At 70.0% G+C, this 17,094-nt stretch carries 16 protein-coding genes; 9 read left to right on the top strand and 7 right to left on the bottom strand.

Features of this window, described 5'->3' with window-relative positions:
• The coding region (locus ABS78_RS23450; protein ID WP_293385505.1) for an AMP nucleosidase at positions 1-987 on the bottom strand (987 nt) is incomplete at its 3' end.
• A 180-nt stretch (positions 988-1,167) separates the two neighbouring features.
• Between ABS78_RS23450 and ABS78_RS23455 the strand changes: the two genes are divergently transcribed.
• The 4 genes from ABS78_RS23455 to ABS78_RS23470 all read left to right on the top strand — a co-directional run bounded on the left by ABS78_RS23455 (position 1,168) and on the right by ABS78_RS23470 (position 5,750).
• A complete protein-coding gene (locus ABS78_RS23455; RefSeq protein WP_293385508.1) occupies positions 1,168-2,415 on the top strand; it encodes a dicarboxylate/amino acid:cation symporter in 1,248 nt (415 codons plus the stop codon).
• A 221-nt stretch (positions 2,416-2,636) separates the two neighbouring features.
• Positions 2,637-4,160: an EAL domain-containing protein gene (locus tag ABS78_RS23460; RefSeq protein ID WP_293385511.1), complete on the top strand. Its 1,524-nt coding sequence runs from the start codon at positions 2,637-2,639 to the stop codon at positions 4,158-4,160.
• 58 nt (positions 4,161-4,218) lie between these two features.
• Positions 4,219-5,169: a zinc metalloprotease HtpX gene (htpX, locus tag ABS78_RS23465; protein WP_293385514.1), complete on the top strand. Its 951-nt coding sequence runs from the start codon at positions 4,219-4,221 to the stop codon at positions 5,167-5,169.
• Positions 5,170-5,267: 98 nt separating this feature from the next.
• Entirely contained in the window at positions 5,268-5,750 is a 483-nt protein-coding gene (locus ABS78_RS23470) for a globin (protein WP_293385517.1), read from the top strand.
• Between the two features lie 159 nt (positions 5,751-5,909).
• Here the strand turns inward: ABS78_RS23470 and ABS78_RS23475 are convergent, their stop codons facing one another.
• Together ABS78_RS23475 and ABS78_RS23480 are read right to left on the bottom strand one after the other, a co-directional pair.
• Positions 5,910-6,911: a pyridoxamine 5'-phosphate oxidase family protein gene (locus tag ABS78_RS23475; RefSeq protein WP_293385520.1), complete on the bottom strand. Its 1,002-nt coding sequence runs from the start codon at positions 6,909-6,911 to the stop codon at positions 5,910-5,912.
• A gap of 45 nt (positions 6,912-6,956) precedes the next feature.
• On the bottom strand, positions 6,957-7,760 hold the full coding sequence (locus tag ABS78_RS23480) for an enoyl-CoA hydratase/isomerase family protein (protein WP_293385523.1): 804 nt from the start codon (positions 7,758-7,760) through the stop codon (positions 6,957-6,959).
• 76 nt (positions 7,761-7,836) lie between these two features.
• Here ABS78_RS23480 and ABS78_RS23485 point away from each other — a divergent pair, with 76 nt between their 5' ends.
• On the top strand, positions 7,837-8,439 hold the full coding sequence (locus ABS78_RS23485) for a class I SAM-dependent methyltransferase (RefSeq protein ID WP_293385526.1): 603 nt from the start codon (positions 7,837-7,839) through the stop codon (positions 8,437-8,439).
• Between the two features lie 64 nt (positions 8,440-8,503).
• Here ABS78_RS23485 and ABS78_RS23490 read toward each other — a convergent pair whose 3' ends face one another.
• Positions 8,504-10,288 (bottom strand): ABC transporter ATP-binding protein, encoded by a 1,785-nt coding sequence (locus ABS78_RS23490; RefSeq protein WP_293385529.1) that lies wholly within the window; start codon positions 10,286-10,288, stop codon positions 8,504-8,506.
• 624 nt (positions 10,289-10,912) lie between these two features.
• Here ABS78_RS23490 and ABS78_RS23495 point away from each other — a divergent pair.
• From ABS78_RS23495 to ABS78_RS23505, 3 genes are all read left to right on the top strand, one after another.
• Positions 10,913-11,869 (top strand): transposase, encoded by a 957-nt coding sequence (locus ABS78_RS23495; RefSeq protein ID WP_293385532.1) that lies wholly within the window; start codon positions 10,913-10,915, stop codon positions 11,867-11,869.
• Between the two features lie 94 nt (positions 11,870-11,963).
• On the top strand, positions 11,964-12,821 hold the full coding sequence (locus ABS78_RS23500; protein ID WP_293385535.1) for a bifunctional hydroxymethylpyrimidine kinase/phosphomethylpyrimidine kinase: 858 nt from the start codon (positions 11,964-11,966) through the stop codon (positions 12,819-12,821).
• Positions 12,818-13,945: a serine hydrolase domain-containing protein gene (locus ABS78_RS23505; RefSeq protein ID WP_293385538.1), complete on the top strand. Its 1,128-nt coding sequence runs from the start codon at positions 12,818-12,820 to the stop codon at positions 13,943-13,945. Before ABS78_RS23500 ends, ABS78_RS23505 begins: the two co-directional genes overlap by 4 nt.
• Here ABS78_RS23505 and rarD read toward each other — a convergent pair.
• Positions 13,930-14,856, bottom strand: coding sequence for an EamA family transporter RarD (gene rarD, locus ABS78_RS23510; RefSeq protein WP_293385541.1), 927 nt, complete (start codon positions 14,854-14,856; stop codon positions 13,930-13,932). The genes ABS78_RS23505 and rarD overlap by 16 nt on opposite strands.
• Before the next feature lie 55 nt (positions 14,857-14,911).
• On the bottom strand, positions 14,912-15,943 hold the full coding sequence (locus ABS78_RS23515) for an aspartate-semialdehyde dehydrogenase (protein ID WP_293385544.1): 1,032 nt from the start codon (positions 15,941-15,943) through the stop codon (positions 14,912-14,914).
• Between the two features lie 149 nt (positions 15,944-16,092).
• Here ABS78_RS23515 and ABS78_RS23520 point away from each other — a divergent pair, with 149 nt between their 5' ends.
• Positions 16,093-16,482 carry a PaaI family thioesterase gene (locus ABS78_RS23520; protein ID WP_293385547.1) on the top strand — a complete coding sequence of 130 codons (390 nt, stop codon included), beginning with the start codon at positions 16,093-16,095 and terminating at the stop codon, positions 16,480-16,482.
• Here the strand turns inward: ABS78_RS23520 and ABS78_RS23525 are convergent.
• Positions 16,479-17,094: NAD(P)-dependent oxidoreductase (locus ABS78_RS23525; protein WP_293385550.1), on the bottom strand; the 616-nt coding region annotated here is incomplete at its 5' end. The two genes, ABS78_RS23520 and ABS78_RS23525, sit on opposite strands and share 4 nt — an antisense overlap.

A 17,094-nucleotide genomic window follows, 5' to 3' on the forward strand; every position in this document is an offset into this window, starting at 1 on the left:
CAGCACGTGGTCGTCGCGCAGATAGGCGTGGGCCAGGACATAGTCGCCGATGGTCTGCGAGCCGCGCAGGCCTCCGCAGTGGCCGATCATCAGCCAGGCCTGAGGCCGCAGCACCGCCAGGTGGTCGGTAATGGTCTTGGCGTTGGACGGCCCGACCCCGATATTGACCAGGGTGATCCCGCGCCGGCCCGGAGCCATCAGGTGATAGGCCGGCATCTGATGGCGCCGCCAGGGGCCGTCGGCCACCGCCTGCTCGCCGTTCTCGGTGTCGGCGGTGACCAGCACCCGGCCGGCCGCCGACAGCGCCTCGTAGCGGCCCTCGCGGATCTGCTCGCAGCCCCAGCGCACGAACTCGTCGACATAGCGGTGATAGTTGGTGAACAGGATGTACTGCTGGACATGCTCGGCCGGCGTGCCGGTGTAGTGGGCCAGGCGCGCCAGCGAGAAGTCGATGCGCAGCCCGTCGAACAGGGCCAGCGGCCGGGTCTCCTCCAGGCTCGGAATCCACAGGCCGTCGGCGATCTCGTCGCCGATATAGGCCAGCTCCGTGGTCGGGAAGTGGCGGGCGATCTCGGCCGAGCCGACATCGGCCATGGCCAGGTCCACCGCCCCGTCCAGCACGTAGGGGAACGGCATCTCCTGGGTCGAGCGGCCCACCTCGACGCTGACGTCGAAGTCCTTCATCAGAAGGCCGATCTGCTCGGTCAGATAGTCGCGATAGAGGTCGGGCCGGGTGACGGTGACGCTGTAGTTTCCCGGCTGGGAGATGCGCGCATAGGCGCGCGACAGCCGCGGATAGGCCCGGCCGGGCGGCCAGGAGAGCCGCAGTTCCGGATAGGTGAAGATCCCCTTGGCCCGCTCGGCGGGGGTCGGCGGCGGGCCGCCGGAAAGGAAGGTCTGGAGCGAGGTCCTCAAGGACCGGACGGTCGTCTGATATTCCTGATTGAGCCGCTCGACGATGGCGGCAGCTTTTTCTTCTTTGGACATGGGTCAGTTTAGCCTGCTCCGCCGCAGGTTGCGAGGCGCCTCTGCCTTGAAACCGTATCCCTATGGACGAACCGCCCTTTTCTCGGCCACAAGGTCGGCGGAGATCCATAGCCTGCGAGTGTGACGGCCGTCCGACGGCGGCGCCCTCGCCTATCGACCACGGCCCCGGGGGACCAGCGCATGAACCGACTTTTCACCGCCTTCATCGTCGGGGCGATGGTGCTGGGGGTGCTGGTCGGATGGGGCGTGAACCAGGGGCTGAGCCCCGAGCAGGCCAAGTCCGTGGCCGAGAACCTGACCATCATCACCGACGTCTTCCTGCGGCTGATCAAGATGATCATCGCCCCGCTGGTGTTCTCGACCCTGGTCGCCGGCATCGCCCACATGGAGGACGCCGCCTCCATCGGCCGGGTCGGGGTGAAGACCATGCTGTGGTTCATCTCGGCCTCGATCGTCTCGCTGATGATCGGGCTGTTCATGGTGCACCTGATCCAGCCGGGCGTCGGCATGAACCTGGTCGCAGAGACGGCCGCCGCCGGCGGGACGGTCGACGCCTCGACCCTGACCCTCAAGGAATTCATCACCCATCTGGTGCCGAAATCCATCGTCGAGGCCATGGCCAACAACGAGATCCTGCAGATCGTGGTGTTCTCGATCTTCGTCGGCACCGCGGTCTCGGCCGTCGACGACAAGGCGCCGGCGGTGACCGCCCTGGTCGACCAGGTCGCCACCATCATGCTGAAGGTCACCGGCTATGTGATGAAGACCGCGCCGCTGGCGATCTTCGCGGCCCTGGCGGCCACCATCTCGACCCAGGGCCTGTCGGTGCTGGTCGACTACGCCAAGTTCGTGCTCGGCTTCTACGCCTCGCTGGGCGTGCTCTGGGGCCTGCTCAGCCTGGCGGTGGTGCTGATCGTCGGCAAGCGCGCCCTGCAGCTCCTGGCCGCGATCCGCTCGCCCGCCCTGCTGGCCTTCGCCACCGCCTCGTCGGAAGCGGCCTATCCGCGGACCCTGGAGGAGCTGCAGAAATTCGGCCTGTCGCGCCGGATCGCCAGCTTCGTCCTGCCGCTGGGCTATTCGTTCAACCTCGACGGCTCGATGATGTACTGCACCTTCGCGGTGCTGTTCATCGCCCAGGCCTACGGCATCGACATGACCATCGGCCAGCAGGTCACCATGCTGCTGCTGCTGATGGTGACCTCCAAGGGCATGGCCGGGGTGCCGCGGGCCTCGCTGGTGGTGATCGCCGCCACCCTGACCTATTTCAACCTGCCCGAGGCCGGGCTGCTGCTGATCCTCGGCGTCGACCACCTGCTGGACATGGGCCGCAGCGCGACCAACGTGCTCGGCAACTCGGTCGCCAGCGCGGTGGTGGCCAAGTGGGAAGGCCAGATCGAGGAGCCCGAGCCGGAGCCCGCCAGGGCCTGACCGGCCGGCGCTTTCCCTGGCTTTTTCCCGCCCTGTTAACGGTCGGTCCGTGATTTCGGCGTATCACGCGGTTATCCGAACACGTTCGCAGACTGGGTGGGGATGAAGGGCGTCGTCGAGCTCCCGGAATTCGTCGAAGACGTCATGGACGCCGGTATGGCCGGCGCCGGCGTCGGCCGCTGCGGATTCGCGCCGGGCGTGCCGTGAAGCCGGCGCCGCACATGATCGACGCCGCCGAGGCCGCACGGCGGACCGAACGCGAGCGACAGGCCCGCCGCAAGGCCGAGACCCTGCTCGAGGCCAAGGCGCTCGAACTGTCCGAGGCGGGACAGGAGCTGCGCCGGGTCCACGACACCCTGGCCGGCCGCGTCGCCGAGCTGGAGGCCGAGCGGGCCCTGACCATGCACCTGGCGCGCACCGACAGCCTGACCGGCCTGCTCAACCGCGGCGCCTTCACCTCGGCCCTGATCGACCGCCTGGAGGCCGCAGAGGCCGGCGGCGGCGGGGCGGCCCTGTTCGTCATCGACCTGGACCGCTTCAAGACCCTCAACGACAGCCTGGGCCACCACGCGGGCGATCAGTTGCTGGCCGAGATCGGCCGGCGCCTGCGCGAGCACGCCCGCCCCGGAGACGTGGTCGCGCGCCTGGGCGGCGACGAGTTCGCGCTCATCGCCGACCGCGAGGGCGCGCGGGCCCGCGCCGAGTCCCTGACCCAGGCCCTGATCCAGACCCACACGATCTATGGCCGCGCCATCGCGCCTGGGGCCTCGGTCGGGCTGGCGGTCTATCCCGACGACGCCGTCGACGCCACCGACCTGCAGCGGTTCGCCGACATGGCGCTCTATCGCGCCAAGACCGCCGGCGGCAGCCGCTGGTCGGCCTTCGACGAGGACCTGCGCCGGGCGAGCGAGGCTCGTCACAGCCTGGAGACCGAACTGCGCCGCGCGATCCCCAGCGGCGACATCGTGCCCTGGTTCCAGCCGGTGGTGAACGCCGCCGACGGCCGGATCATCGCCGCCGAGGTGCTGGCCCGCTGGAACCACGCCGAACGCGGCATGATCCCGCCCGGCGTCTTCGTGCCGCTGGCCGAGGAGCTGGGCCTGATCGGCGAGCTGGACGGCATCATCTTCCAGAGCGCCTGCCAGCGCGCCGCGCCCTGGGTGCGCGAGGGGCTGATCGACACCATCGCCTGCAACGTCTCCCAGCGCGAACTGCTGGACCCGGCCTTCTCGCGCAAGCTGATCGCGCGGCTGGCCGACACCGACCTGCCGGCCACCGCCCTGACCGTGGAGATCACCGAGACCTTCCTGGTCAACGACCTTTCCATGGCCCGCCGCCATATCGAGCGCCTGGCCGCCCGCGGGGTGCGCGTGGCCCTGGACGACTTCGGCACCGGCTATTCCAACCTGCGCGCCCTGCTGCAGTTGCCGATCCATACGGTGAAGCTGGACCAGTCGCTGATCGGCGGGGTCGGCCGCGACCCGCGCACCTCCAAACTGGTGCGCGCCATGCTGAGCGCGGCCAAGTCGCTGGACGCGCGCATCGTCGCCGAGGGGGTCGAGGACGAGGCCCAGGCCATCTTCCTGCGCGCCGCCGGCTGCGACCGGATGCAGGGCTACCTGTTCGCCCGACCGATGCCGGCCGACGACTGCGAGGCGCTGATGCGCGACCAGGCCGCCGGCGCGGGGGCCGAGACAGACCGCATCATGGCCGCCGCCGCCACCCTGCGCGCCGTCAACTTCTAGACCGCCCTGGCGTCCCGGGCGCTTGCGCAAGGCCCCCGGCCGCCCGATATCCGGCGCCATGCACAACCATCTTCGCACCTTCATGCTGCTGGCGGGCCTGACCGCCCTCTTCGTCGGCGTCGGCTATCTGATCGGCGGGGCGGCCGGCATGGCCATAGCCCTGGCCATCGCCGTGGCGATGAACGCCTTCAGCTACTGGAACTCCGACAAGATCGTGCTGCGCATGTACGGCGCGCGCGAGGTGGACCAGAGCGTGGCCGAGCCGCTGCTGCGCAACTATGTCGCCGATGTCTACGCCCTGGCCGACCGCGCCAACCTGCCGCGGCCCAAGGTCTATGTGATGGAGAGCGAGCAGCCCAACGCCTTCGCCACCGGCCGCGACCCCGAACACGCGGCGGTGGCCGCCACGGTCGGCCTGCTGCGCATGCTCGACCGGCGCGAGATCCGCGGGGTGATGGCGCACGAGCTGGCGCACGTGAAGAACCGCGACACCCTGACCATGACCATCACGGCGACCATCGCCGGGGCGATCTCCTCCCTGGCCAACTTCGCCCTCTTCTTCGGCGGCAACGACCGCGAGCGGCCGGGCGGGATCGTCGGGACCATCGCCCTGATGGTGCTGGCGCCCATGGCCGCGGGCCTGGTGCAGATGGCGATCAGCCGCGGCCGCGAATACGAGGCCGACCGCCACGGCGCCGAGATCAGCGGCGACCCGGAGGCCCTGGCCAGCGCCCTGCAGAAGATCGAGGCCTATGCCCGCGGCATCGTCAACGTGACGGCCGAGCGCAATCCGGCCACCGGCCAGATGTTCATCATCAATCCCCTGGCCGGCCACGGGGCCGACAACCTGTTCTCGACCCACCCTTCGACCGGCAACCGGGTGGCCGCCCTGATGAAGCTGACCGGCCGCGGCGCGCCGCCGGCGGCCCCGATCGTCAGCGGCGGGAGCCGCCGCGGCCAGACCGCCGTGCCGGTGACCAAGGCCCGCGCGCCCGGCCCCTGGGCCTAAGGGAACCTCCGGGGTTGCCCCGGCCGGCGGCGGGGATCACTCTGACGCCGAGCGGCCCGCGTTCCAGGACGGGCTCCAAGGGGAAGGGAGAGCAGACCATGGCCACGGCCTTTGCGCGCGCAGCCGATATCGAGGCCAGCCTGGAGCTGCTGGCCGAACGGGACATCGACCCGACCGCCCGCGTCTACCAGCGCATGTTCGAGCTGCACCCGCAGATGGAGCCCTATTTCTGGCGCGACACCGACGGCAAAATCCGCGGCGAGATGCTGTCCCTGGCCTTCGCCGCCATCCTCGATTTCGTGGGCGAGCGCCGCTACGCCGACCACATGATCGGCACGGAGATGATCAACCACGAAGGCTACGACGTGCCGCGCGACGTCTTCGCCACCTTCTTCGCCATCGTCCGCGACGCCCTGCGCGACCTTCTGGGCGCCGACTGGACCCCGGTGTTCGAGAGCGCCTGGGAGGAGATGCTGGCCGAGATCGAATCCTACGCCCGCCAGACCCCGCGCAGCGACGCGCCCAACAGCTTCCACGCCGCGCGCGTGGAGCAGTTCCAGCGCGGCGAGGCCGCGTCTTGAGTTAAGGATGTCATCCCGGCTTGCGAAGCAAGGCCGGGACCCATGAACACCGGATGGGCCGGGTCGAGCTTAAGTCTTCAAGATCAGGTGCGCATGGATCCCGGTCTTCGGCTGCGCCGAAACCGGGACGACATCGGTGTAGGCGCTGACCACTGTCCGTCAGTAGAGCCCGTCGCGGTAGCTGGCTTCCAGGCCCTTGGCGATCAGGCCGCGATTGACCGCCAGCCGCAGCATGGTCGCCTGAGCGCCGCGCGCCTTGTTCAGCTTCAGGTGGGCGACCAGCACCGCGGCCGGATCGATGTCCCGGGCGGCCGGAGCCTGGGTCCAGACCGCCGCGCGGGCCAGGGCCTCGCTGGGCGCCAGGCTTGCGGACAGTTCCTCGACCACCGTGGCCATGGCCGGGGTCTTGCCCTCGACCACGAAGCTTTCCCGCACCGCCTCATTGGTGGTCAGCACGGCGCGGCCGAACAGTCTGGCGACCGCCTGGGCGCCCGGAACCAGGCACAGCACCGCCACGCGCGGCTGTTCGATGATGTTGCGATAGCCGAAGGCCAGCCGGTTGCCCGGCCGCTCGGCCAGGGTGGCGTGGCCGTCCTCCACGCGGATCAACCGCCCGGCCGGGTCGCCCTTGGGGCTGATGTCGACGCGGCCCTCGCTGTCCATGGTGGCCAGGGCCAGGAACCGCGAGGCGTCGACGAAGGCGCCCGCCTCCCCCGGCGGCTCGGCCGCGGCCGGCGTCCAGAAATCGGAGCGGATCAGCGCCTTGGCGCAGTGGATGAAGCATTCCTCGACCGCAATCTCGAGCGCGCCGTCGGCCACGCGGCGCACGCGGCCGTTGGCGCGCAGCGTCTCGCCGATCCCCGGGATCAGGAAGAGGACGCCGGCGCCCTGCCCCGCCTCGATCTCGCCCAGCGGATCGACGGCGTTCAGCGGAACACGCAGAGTGGTCTCGTCCGTCACCTGCGCGAAGCCGGGCGGACCGCCGGCCACCGCCACGCGCGGACCGTCCGGGCCGCCGGCCGCGACGAAGCCCAGGGGCGCGGCGGCGATCCACCGGGCCGCCTCGGCGTCCAGGTGGTCGATGATCTTCATCTTGATCGGCAGGCCGGCGGCGCCGACGCAGGCCTCAAGCTCGGGGATGGTCGAGATGACGTCGTTCATCGGCAGGCTCCGGCTTTCCCGACCGCAGCCTGCCTGAAGTGATAATCACTCGCAACTGCGATTATCGGCCCTTGAACGCCGGCGGCCGCTTTTCGAGGAAGGCGCGGCGGGCCTCCTTGCCGTCCTCGCTGCCGAAGGCGCGCATGATGTTGGAGACCTCGTAGCGGAGCTGCTGCTCCATGTCGGTCGACTCGTAGGACTTGACGATGCCGCGCTTGAGCAGGCGCAGGGTGATCGGCGACCAGGCGCAGAGCTGCTGGGCGTACTCGGCGCTTCGAAATCGGCGTCGGCCACCGCCTCGCCGGCCATGCCCCATTCGACCGCCTCCTGGCCGGTCAGGGTGCGGTTCTCCATCATGAAGCGCATGGCGCGCTCATAGCCCATGGCCTGCGGCAGGGTGATGGTGAGGCCGGCGTCCGGCGAGCCGCCGATGCGGGTGTAGCCGGCCATCAGCCTGGCGCTGTGGGCGATCAGGCGCACGTCGGTCGCCATGGCCAGGCCCAGGCCCGCCCCGACCGCCACCCCGTTGATCCCGCCGATCACCGGCTTGTCGCAGCGCTTGCGCAGGGCCAGCACGAAGTTCCCCACCCAGCCGATGTCGTCGAGCTGGGCGGTCATCGGCGTTCCGGGATGGTAGGGCTCCGACCCCGACAGATCGAGGCCCGCGCAGAAGGCGTCGCCCGAGCCGGTCAGGGCCACCACCCAGACATTGTCGTCGCGCGCGGCCGCGTCGACCGCTTCCACCACGCCCCAGGCCAGGGCCTGGCTGAGCGCATTCTTCTTCTCCGGCCGGTTCAGGCGGATGGTGCGGACATGGCCCGCATCGGAAACCTCGACTAGCTTGCCCATGGCGATCCCCTCGGTTCTTGGCTTTGGGCCACAATGGACGGGCCGGCGCGAGGACGCCAGAAGGAAGGAAACGTCCGTGACCGATCAGCCGCTGCACGATGAGGCGACGCTCGCCTTCTACGACCGCGAGGCCGCCGCCTATGCGGCGCGCAAGGACGCGGCCGGGCCGCACCTGGCGCCGTTCCTGGCCAAGCTGGCGCCGGGGACGAAGATCCTCGAACTCGGCTGCGGCGGCGGCCAGGACGCGGCGGCCATGATCGCCGCCGGCTTCGACGTGACGCCCACCGACGGCTCGCCCGGCCTGGCGCGGGAGGCCGAGCGGCGCATCGGCCGGCCGGTGCGGCTGATGCGGTTCGAGGAGTTGGACGCGACCGAGGCCTATGACGCCGTCTGGGCCAACGCCTGCCTGCTGCACGTGCCGGAGGACGGCCTGGCCGGCGTGCTGGGCCGCATCCACCGGGCGTTGAAGCCCGGCGGGCGGTTCTACGCCGGGTTCAAGGCCGGCGAGGGCGGCGCGCGCGACAGCCTGGGCCGCTACTACAACTTCCCCGACGAGCCCCGCCTGCGGGCGGCCTATGACGGCGCCGGGCCCTGGGCGCAGATCGAGCTGCGCCACGGCCAGGGCGGCGGCTTCGACGGCGTCATGCGCGACTGGCTGCACGTCGAAGCGGTGAAGTAGCGGCCAGCGGGCGACAGAGCCTTTTCCTCCCCCATCGAGATGGGGGAGGAAATCGATCACCGCCTCAGAAGCTGGCCTGCACGCGGTAGAGCCGGGAATAGACCCCGTCCCTGGCCAGTAGCGCCTCGTGCGCGCCCTCCTCGACCACGCCGTCCTCGGTCAGCACCAGGATGCGGTCGGCGTGCCGCACGGTCGAGAGCCGGTGGGCGATGACCAGGGTCGTGCGCTGCCTGGCCAGATCGAGCACCGCCGCCTGGATCGCCCGTTCGCTCTCGTTGTCGAGGGCGCTGGTGGCCTCGTCGAAGATCAGGATCGGCGGGTCCTTCAGAAAGGCCCGTGCGATGGTCAGCCGCTGCTTCTGCCCGCCCGACAGCTTCACCCCGCGCTGGCCGATGTCGGTCGCATAGCCGTCCGGCAGGGCCATGATGAAGTCGTGCGCATTGGCCGCCCGCGCGGCCGCCTCGATCTCCGCCGCCGTGGCGCCGGGTCGGCCGTAGCGCAGGTTCTCGGCGATGCTGCCGGCGAACAGATAGACGTCCTGCTGCACCACGCCGATGTTGCGGCGCAGGCTTTCGAGCGTGAGGTCGCGCACGTCGGTCCCGTCGATCCGCACCGCCCCGGCGCTGGCCTCGTAGAAGCGCGGGATCAGCGAGCAGAGCGTGCTCTTGCCGACCCCCGAGGGGCCCACCAGCGCCACGAACTCGCCAGCCCGGATGTCGAGCGACAGGCCCCGCAGCACCAGGGGGCCGTTCCGGTAGCGGAAGTCGACGCCGCTGAAGCTGACCGTCCCTTTCGCCCGGCCGAGATCGCGGGCGAGCGGGCGGTCGACGATCTCGGGCTCGATCTCCAGGATCTCCATCATCCGGGTGAAGCCGGTCCAGCCCAGTTGCCAGAGCCGCGCGAAGTTCGCCAGCCGCTGGACCGGATCGACCAGCACCGCCACGCAGAGCAGGAAGGTCAGCAGGTCCGGGACGCTCAGCGCCCCCTGGGCGGCGCGCAGGGCCCCGATCACGATCACCACCAGGGTCAGCACCTGGCCGAAGGCCAGGGTTCCCACCGAGAACCAGGCTTCGCTGCGGTAGCCGGCCCGGCGGCTGTCGAGGAAGGCGGCGTTCTGCGCCCCGAAGCGGTCGATCTCGATGGCCTCGTTGGCGAAGGACTTCACCACGCGGATGCCCGCCAGCGAGTCCTCCACCCGCTCGTTGATCGCCCCGACCTGGCGCCGGCTGGCCGCCAGGGCCAGGCCCATGCGGTGGTTGAAGTGCAGGGCGTAGGCGACCGCCGGCGGCGTCAGCGCCAGGATCGTCAGGGCCAGGGGGATGTCCAGCATCATCAGGATCGCCAGCGCCCCTGCATATTTGAGCAGCGCGATGGCCAGGTCCTCGGGGCCATGGTGGTAGAGCTCGCCCAGCATGTGCAGGTCGTTGGTGATCCGGCTCATGAGCTGGCCGGTGCGCTGATGGTCGTAGAAGCTGAACGACAGCTTCTGGCAGTGCTCGAAGAGGTCCTGGCGCAGGGCGCCCTCCATCTTCGCCCCCATCATGTGGCCCTGATAGTCGACGAAGAGGGTGGCCACGATCTGCACGGCCAGCAGGCCGAGCAGGACGGCGCCGACGATCCAGAGCTGGTGCAGCGTCTGGGCCGTGGCCCCGGCCGACGCCAGTTCGCCCGTGACGAAGCGCGCCGCCAGCGGAAAGGCCAGCGCCGTCAGCGAGACGAGGACCGCGCAGCCGACATCGGCCGCGAGCAGCGGCAGGTGCGGGCGATAGTAGGAGAGGAATTTGCGGACGCGCGTCCGCGCAAGGCGACTAGGTTCGGAAGCCGGCGGCCTCCGGAGCAGCATAGGCATGAAGTTTCATGTCCTGAATGTGAATGGGATCTCCTTTCGTTTGGGACATGAAGGTCTGCATGGGACGCTCCCCGGACTCGCTTGCGTGAAGCTTCGACTATGTAGCGCCCGGCGCAGATTGCAATCTTGCGCTGCGAGCAAATCGAACAATGGCTGAGGGACACGGCGTCAACAACGCCATCGCCCGCGATCCGCGGGTGGCGGGCCAGGGTGCAGCTTCTCCTCGGCGTCATCCCGGTTTGCGAAGCAAGACCGGGACCCATTCGCGTCTGAATTGAAGGACGAGGCGCGGCCGAGCCGCATCCTGCTCCATCTGGTGTTCATAGGTCCCGGTCTTCGGCTGCGCCGAAACCGGGATTGTCTGTTTGAAGTGGTGCAATGTTGTTGAGCCGGAAGCAGATCCGGGGCTGGCCAGCCCCGGATCTGCGCCCGTCGCCGCGACTGTTGAGCCGGAAGCAGATCCGGGGCTGGCCAGCCCCGGATCTGCGCCCGTCGCCGCGACCGTACCGGGATCGGGCAGACGCCCGTTGTCATCGTGGTCCGTCGGCGGGCCGGCTTCGTACGCTTGTTGACTTGACTGGGCCGCATGGCGCGCCCGCAGACAATCCGAAGCCGAGCGAGATCATGCCTCAACATCATCGGCCGGCCAACGCCGGTCTGCGCATCCTGGGCGCCGACGTGGCCAAGAGCCACGTGGTCTTCCATGACAGCCTCACCGGACGAAGCTGGACCACGGCCAATGCGCCGGCGGACCTGAGCCAGGCCCTATACGCCTATGCCGACTATGACTGGCTGGTCTGCGAGACCACCGGCGGCTACGAGCGCCAACTGCTGGAAGCGGCCATGCAACTGGGCCTGACCAGCTGCCGCGCCGACGCCGCCCAGGTGAAAGCCTTCATCGCCTCGCATGGAGGACGCGCCAAGACCGACCGCATCGACGCCGCCTGGCTGGCCCGCTACGGCCTCGAGCGCGCCCATCGCCTGCTGGCCTGGCAGACCCCCGATCCCCACCGCCAAGCCTTCGCCGAGCTGCTGCGCCACCGCCAGAGCCTGCTGGCCCAGAGAACCCAGGCCAAGAACCGACGCTCAGCCCCAGGCGGCGGCCAGCGCCTGCAAGCCCTGCTCGACGAACAGATCGCCTTCCTGACACGACAGATCGACCGCATCGACCAGGACATGGCCGACCTCGTCCAAGCCGTTCCAGACCTGGCCCGCGACGAACAAACTCTCCGCGCCATCCCAGGCGTCGGCCCCGTCGCCGCCCGCAGCCTCATCGCCCTCCTGCCCGAGCTCGGCCGCCTCGGGCCCAAGCAGGCCGCAAGCCTCGCAGGCTTGGCCCCTCATCCTCGAGAGTCCGGCAAGCTCAAAGGCCGGCGGCGCATGAACGGCGGACGGAACGGACTGCGCCCCGTCCTCTTCATGGCCGCTCTCGCCGCAGCCAGAGCCCACCCATCCCTTAGCCCCGTCTACCAGCGCCTCATCAGCGCCGGAAAACCAAAACGCCTCGCCATCGCTGCCATCGCAAGAAAGCTCGTCGTCATCGCTAACGCCAAACTACGCGACCACCAACAACTGACTTGATGACACCGATCGCGGGCGTTAGTCTTCTCCGCCCCGGGGTGGAGCCTCTATTGGCGGTGGCCCCCTTCGCGTCCGTCGGTTAATCAGGTCGGCGATGCCGCTCGCGCTGATCATTTCCAGCCATGTCGCCGCCAGCCATGTCGGCGGCTCCGCCCAGGCGAGCGCGCTTTCCACCTTCAAGATCGACGCCATGGTCGTGCCGACCGTGCTGTTCGGCCGCCATCCCGGCTGGGGGCTGCCGGGCGGGGCCAAGGTCGAGCCCGAGGTGATCGAGGGCATGCTGGCCGGGATCGAGGCCAACCGGCTGTTCGGCCAGACCGACCTGGTCCTCACCGGCTATTTCGCCTTTCCCGAGCAGGTGGCCGCCGCCGCCAAGGCCATCGACGCGGTGCGCGGCGCCAAGCGCAAGGGCTATGCGGGGGCCGCGCCGCGCCAGCCGGTAGTCATCGTCGATCCGACCCTGGGTGATGCGGGCAAGGGCCTCTATGTGCCGGCCGAGGTCGCCGAAGCGGTGGTGGAGCTGCTCGTGCCCAGGGCCGACGTCCTGGCCCCCAATCTGTGGGAACTGGCGCACCTGACCGGCGAGGACGTGCGCACGGTCGAGGAAGCGCTGATCGCCGCGCGCCGGCTGGGCAAGCCCGCCCTAGTCTCCTCGGCGCCGTGCGGCAAGGAGATCGGGGTGATCTACGCGGCGGAGGGCGAGGCCTGGATGGCGGCCCATCCACGCCAGCCCTCGGCGCCGAAGGGGACCGGCGACCTGCTCAGCGCCCTGTTCGGCGCGGCCCTGCTGGACGGGTTGACCTCGTCCTACGCGCTCGGACGCGCGGTGGGCGGAGTGGCCGAGACGGTGGCCGCGGCCCACGCCTCCGGCGCGGCCGAACTGCCCATCCTCGCCATGGCCCAGCGGCTGAAGGCGGCCTCCCCCAGCGTGCGATTGGAGCGGCTGACGTGAGCATCGAAATCCACGGCCTCTGCCCCGATCGTTTCGCCGGCGTGCGCGAGGCCTTCGCCGCCAATTTCGAAAGCGGCCAGGAGCTGGGCGCGCGCTTCTGCCTGGTCGAGGACGGCGAGACGGCGGTCGACCTCTGGGCCGGCTTCGCCGACCGCCAGCGCACCCGGCCGTTCGACGAGCGCACCCTGACGGCGGTGTTCTCGACCACCAAGGCGGTCGCCTCGCTGCTGATCGCCCGGCTGGTGGACGCCGGCAAGCTCGACTACGGCCAGCGCGTCGCCGAGCTGTGGCCGCAGTTCGGTCAGGCCGGCAAGCAGGACATCACGGTCGAGCAGGTGATGAGCCACCAGGAGGGCCTGTCGGGCTTCCCGGGCGAAATGGACCCGGCGCTGTGGTTCGACTGGGACGCGGTCTGCGCCAGGCTGGCGGCCATGGCGCCGCTGTGGCCGCCGGGGACGGCCAGCGGCTACCACCCGATCACCTTCGGTTATCTGGCCGGCGAGATCTTCCGCCGGGTCGACGGGCGGACCATGGGAACGGCGCTGCGCGAGGACCTGGCCGGGCCGTTCGGCCTCGACCTCTGGATCGGCCTGCCCGATGCCGAGCATGGCCGGGTCGCCGACCTCCAGCGGCCCGGCGGCCTGCCGGACTTCGGCGAGATCAACGCGGCGACCAAGGCGGCCTTCCTGACGCCCTGGTCCTCGCCCGGCGGGCGCGGCCAGGCCGAATGGCGGCGGATCGAGATTCCCTCCGCCAACGGCCACGCCACCGCGCCGGCCCTGGCGCGGTTGATGGGGGCGCTGGCGGGCGGCGGCTGGCTGGACGGCGAGACCATCCTGTCGCCGGCCCTGATCGCCGAGGCCAGCCGCGAGCGCATTTTCGGCCAGGACCTGGTGCTGCCGTTCGTGATGAGCTGGGGGGCGGGCTTCATGCGCAACGCGCCGGTCAAGGTCTGGGGGCCGGGCGAGGCGACCTTCGGCCATTCCGGCTGGGGCGGCTCGTGCGCCTTCGCCGATCCGGAAACGGGACTGGCCGGGGCCTATGTGATGAACAAGCAGTCGACCGACCTGATCGGCGACGCGCGCGCCCGGCGGTTGATCGAGGCGGCCTACGCCGCGCTCTGAGCCGCCAACATCCGGCTGCGCCGCCAGGCGCCGAGGGCGAACACCGCCGCCCCGCCCCAGATGAAGGCGAAGGAGACGCCGCGCAGGACCGTGAAGGGCTCGCCCTGCGTCACGCCCATCACGAAGGTCATGCTGGGAGCGATGAACTGCAGGAAGCCCATGGCCGAGAACGGGATGCGCCGGGCGGACCACGAGAACATCATCAGCGGCAGGGCGGTCATCGGCCCGCAGGCCAGCAGCCAGAGGGCGGGGGCGAGGCCGGCGGTGAAGTGCCCCTCGCCGCGGCTTTCCAGCCAGCCGATCAGGAGGACGCCCGGGAGGGCCAGGATCAGGCACTCCACGAAGAGGCCGGTCTGCGCCTCGGCCGCCACCCGCTTGCGGATGATCCCGTAGATGCAGAAGCTGGTGGCGAGCGTCAGGGAAACGACGGGCAGGTGGCCGAGCGCGACCGCCTGGATCGCCACCCCGACCCCGGCCAGGCCGATGGCGCCCTTGCCGACCGCGTCGAGCCGCTCGCGGAAGATCACCGCGCCGGCCGCCATGGCCATCAGGGGATTGATGAAGTAGCCGAGGCTGGTCTCCAGCACCCGGCCGTTGTTCACCGCCCAGATGAAGACCAGCCAGTTGACCGCGATGACCCCGGCCGAGAGCGCCAGCCAGCCGAGGGTGCGCGGCTCGCGCAGCACGCGGGCCAGGTCGCCCGTCTGGCGGGCCAGCAGCACGAACAGGAAGGCGGTGGGCACGGCCCAGAGCGTGCGGTGGGCGAGGATTTCCCAGGCGCCGACGCCGATCCTGCCCATCACCTGGAAGGCCAGCGGCACGACGCCCCAGATCAGGTAGCAGGCCCCGCCCACCGCCAGGGCCGCGCCGCGGGCCTGGCGGTCGATCTGGGCGGAAGCGTCCTTGGCCATGTCCGGCTGCGCCTGAATTCCAGGCTGAACCTGGGGATGACGAACGAGGGCGGCCTTAAGCCGCCGCCTTGCTCTTCAGCAGGCCGCGCTCGTGCAGGAGCTGGGCGATCTGTACCGCGTTCAGGGCCGCGCCTTTGCGCAGGTTGTCGGCCACGACCCACAGGTTCAGGCCGTTCTCGACCGTCGGGTCGTTGCGGATGCGGCTGACGAAGACCGGGAACTCGCCCTGGGCCTCCTTGGGCGTGATGTAGCCCTTGTCGTTGCGTTGATCGATGACGATCAGGCCGGGGCTCTCGCGCAGCAGGTCGCGGGCCTCGTCCTCGTCCAGCGGGTCGTGGAACTCGATGTTCACCGCCTCGGAGTGGCCGACCATCACCGGCACCCGCACGCAGGTCACGGTGAGCTGGATCGACGGGTCGATCATCTTGTGGGTCTCGTTCCACATCTTGGCTTCTTCGTCGGTGTAGCCGTCGTCATTGAAGGCGCCGATGAAGGGGATGACGTTGAAGGCGATCTGCTTGGGGAATTTCTTGGGCTCGGGCGCGCCCAGGACGAAGACGCCCTTGGTCTGGTCCCACAGCTCGTCCATGCCTTCCTTGCCCGCGCCGGAGACCGACTGGTAGGTCGAGACCACCACCCGCTTGATGCGCGCGCGGTCGTGCAGCGGCTTCAGCGCCACCACGAGCTGGGCGGTCGAGCAGTTCGGGTTGGCGATGATGTTCTTCTTGCCGGCATAGGCGACGTCGTCGGGGTTCACCTCCGGCACGATCAGCGGCACGTCCGGGTCCATGCGCCAGGCCGAGGAGTTGTCGATGACGATCGGGCCGGCGGCGCCGATCTTCGGCGACCATTCCTTGGAGAACGAGCCGGAGACGCTCATCAGCACCACGTCGACGCTGGAGAAGTCGAACTGCTCGATGTCCTCGCACTTGAGGATCTGCTCGCCGAACGAGACCTCGACGCCGATCGAGCGGCGGCTGGCCAGGGCGTGGATCTTGTCGACGGGGAATTCGACCTCTTCGAGGATGTTCAGCATCTCGCGGCCCACATTGCCCGTGGCGCCGACCACGGCCACCCGATAGCCCATGGCGGTCTCCTTGAAATTCCTGTCGCGGAGCGTCCCGTTACGCCCTGGAGGGCCGCCGCGCAAGGCGAGCCGGCGACGCGCGGGCCCATTGACCCGGCCTGGCCGGTGGTCGTCTGTTGCGCGCTGAACATGCAAGGGGAACACCGCCGATGAGCGCGACGCAGACCGGGATGCCGTTTTCCGACCTCATGGGGGTCGAGATCGTCGAGCGGGACAAGACCCGGGTCGTGGGCCGGCTGACGGTGCGAGAGGACCTTTGCACCGCCGGCGGCATCCTGCACGGCGGCGCCTTCATGGCCTTCGCCGACGCCCTGGGGGCCATCGGCGGCTTTCTCAACCTGCCGCCGGGCGCGCGGACCACGACGCTGGAGTCCAAGACCAACTTCCTGGGCTCGGCCAAGGTCGGGACGACCGTGACCGGCGAGGCCGCGCCCCTGCATATCGGCCGCCGCTCCAGCGTCTGGCAGACCCGCATCACCAATGAGGACGGCAAGCTGCTCGCCCTGGTGCTGCAGACCCAGATGACGGTGGAGGCTTAGCCGGCGCCGATATCCTCCGGCCGGGTTGGGTTCATCAGCGGCTGGCCGCCCAGATAGCGGGCCAGGTTGTCGAGGAAGAGCTGGTCGCCGCGTGCGCCGGTCAGGGCGCCGCGGTTGGAGGCGTGGGGCGTCACCCGCACCTTCGGATGGTCCCAGAACCAGGAGTCGGCGGGCAAGGGCTCGGTCTTGAAGACGTCGAGGACGGCGTGGGCCGGCTGGTCGCGGTCGAGGCCCGCGCGCAGGGCGTCCTCGTCGACCAGGCCGCCGCGGCCGATATTGACCAGGATCGCGCCCGGCTTCATGGCCGCGAAGAAGGCCTCGCCGGCCAGGTCGCGGGTCTCGTCGTTGAGTGCGCAGGCCAGGACCACCACGTCGGCGTGGGGCAGGCGCTCGGGCAGGTCGGCCAGGGTGCTCACATGATCGGCCGGGCCCTCGCCGGAGGGCGAGCGGCGCACCGCCTCGATCTGGGCGCCGAACGCCTTGGCGCGCACGGCGATCTCCCGGCCGATATTTCCGAAGCCGACGATCAGCCAGCGGGTCTGGCCGACCTCGCGGAAATTGACCGGCTTCCATTCATGGGCGCGCTGGTGCGCCGCCTGCTGGTCGACGGGA

It is taken from the genome of Phenylobacterium sp. SCN 70-31 (assembly GCF_001724605.1).
Lineage (GTDB): Bacteria > Pseudomonadota > Alphaproteobacteria > Caulobacterales > Caulobacteraceae > Phenylobacterium.

Coding starts and splice junctions, on each gene's coding strand:
- ABS78_RS23480 (WP_293385523.1), bottom strand. CDS start 7,760: ATGGGCAAGCTAGTCGAGGTTTCCGATGCGGGCCATGTCCGCACCATC.
- ABS78_RS23515 (WP_293385544.1), bottom strand. CDS start 15,943: ATGGGCTATCGGGTGGCCGTGGTCGGCGCCACGGGCAATGTGGGCCGC.
- ABS78_RS23475 (WP_293385520.1), bottom strand. CDS start 6,911: ATGAACGACGTCATCTCGACCATCCCCGAGCTTGAGGCCTGCGTCGGC.
- ABS78_RS23455 (WP_293385508.1), top strand. CDS start 1,168: ATGAACCGACTTTTCACCGCCTTCATCGTCGGGGCGATGGTGCTGGGG.
- htpX (WP_293385514.1), top strand. CDS start 4,219: ATGCACAACCATCTTCGCACCTTCATGCTGCTGGCGGGCCTGACCGCC.
- ABS78_RS23495 (WP_293385532.1), top strand. CDS start 10,913: ATGCCTCAACATCATCGGCCGGCCAACGCCGGTCTGCGCATCCTGGGC.
- ABS78_RS23460 (WP_293385511.1), top strand. CDS start 2,637: ATGATCGACGCCGCCGAGGCCGCACGGCGGACCGAACGCGAGCGACAG.
- ABS78_RS23490 (WP_293385529.1), bottom strand. CDS start 10,288: ATGCCTATGCTGCTCCGGAGGCCGCCGGCTTCCGAACCTAGTCGCCTT.
- ABS78_RS23500 (WP_293385535.1), top strand. CDS start 11,964: ATGCCGCTCGCGCTGATCATTTCCAGCCATGTCGCCGCCAGCCATGTC.
- ABS78_RS23470 (WP_293385517.1), top strand. CDS start 5,268: ATGGCCACGGCCTTTGCGCGCGCAGCCGATATCGAGGCCAGCCTGGAG.
- rarD (WP_293385541.1), bottom strand. CDS start 14,856: ATGGCCAAGGACGCTTCCGCCCAGATCGACCGCCAGGCCCGCGGCGCG.
- ABS78_RS23520 (WP_293385547.1), top strand. CDS start 16,093: ATGAGCGCGACGCAGACCGGGATGCCGTTTTCCGACCTCATGGGGGTC.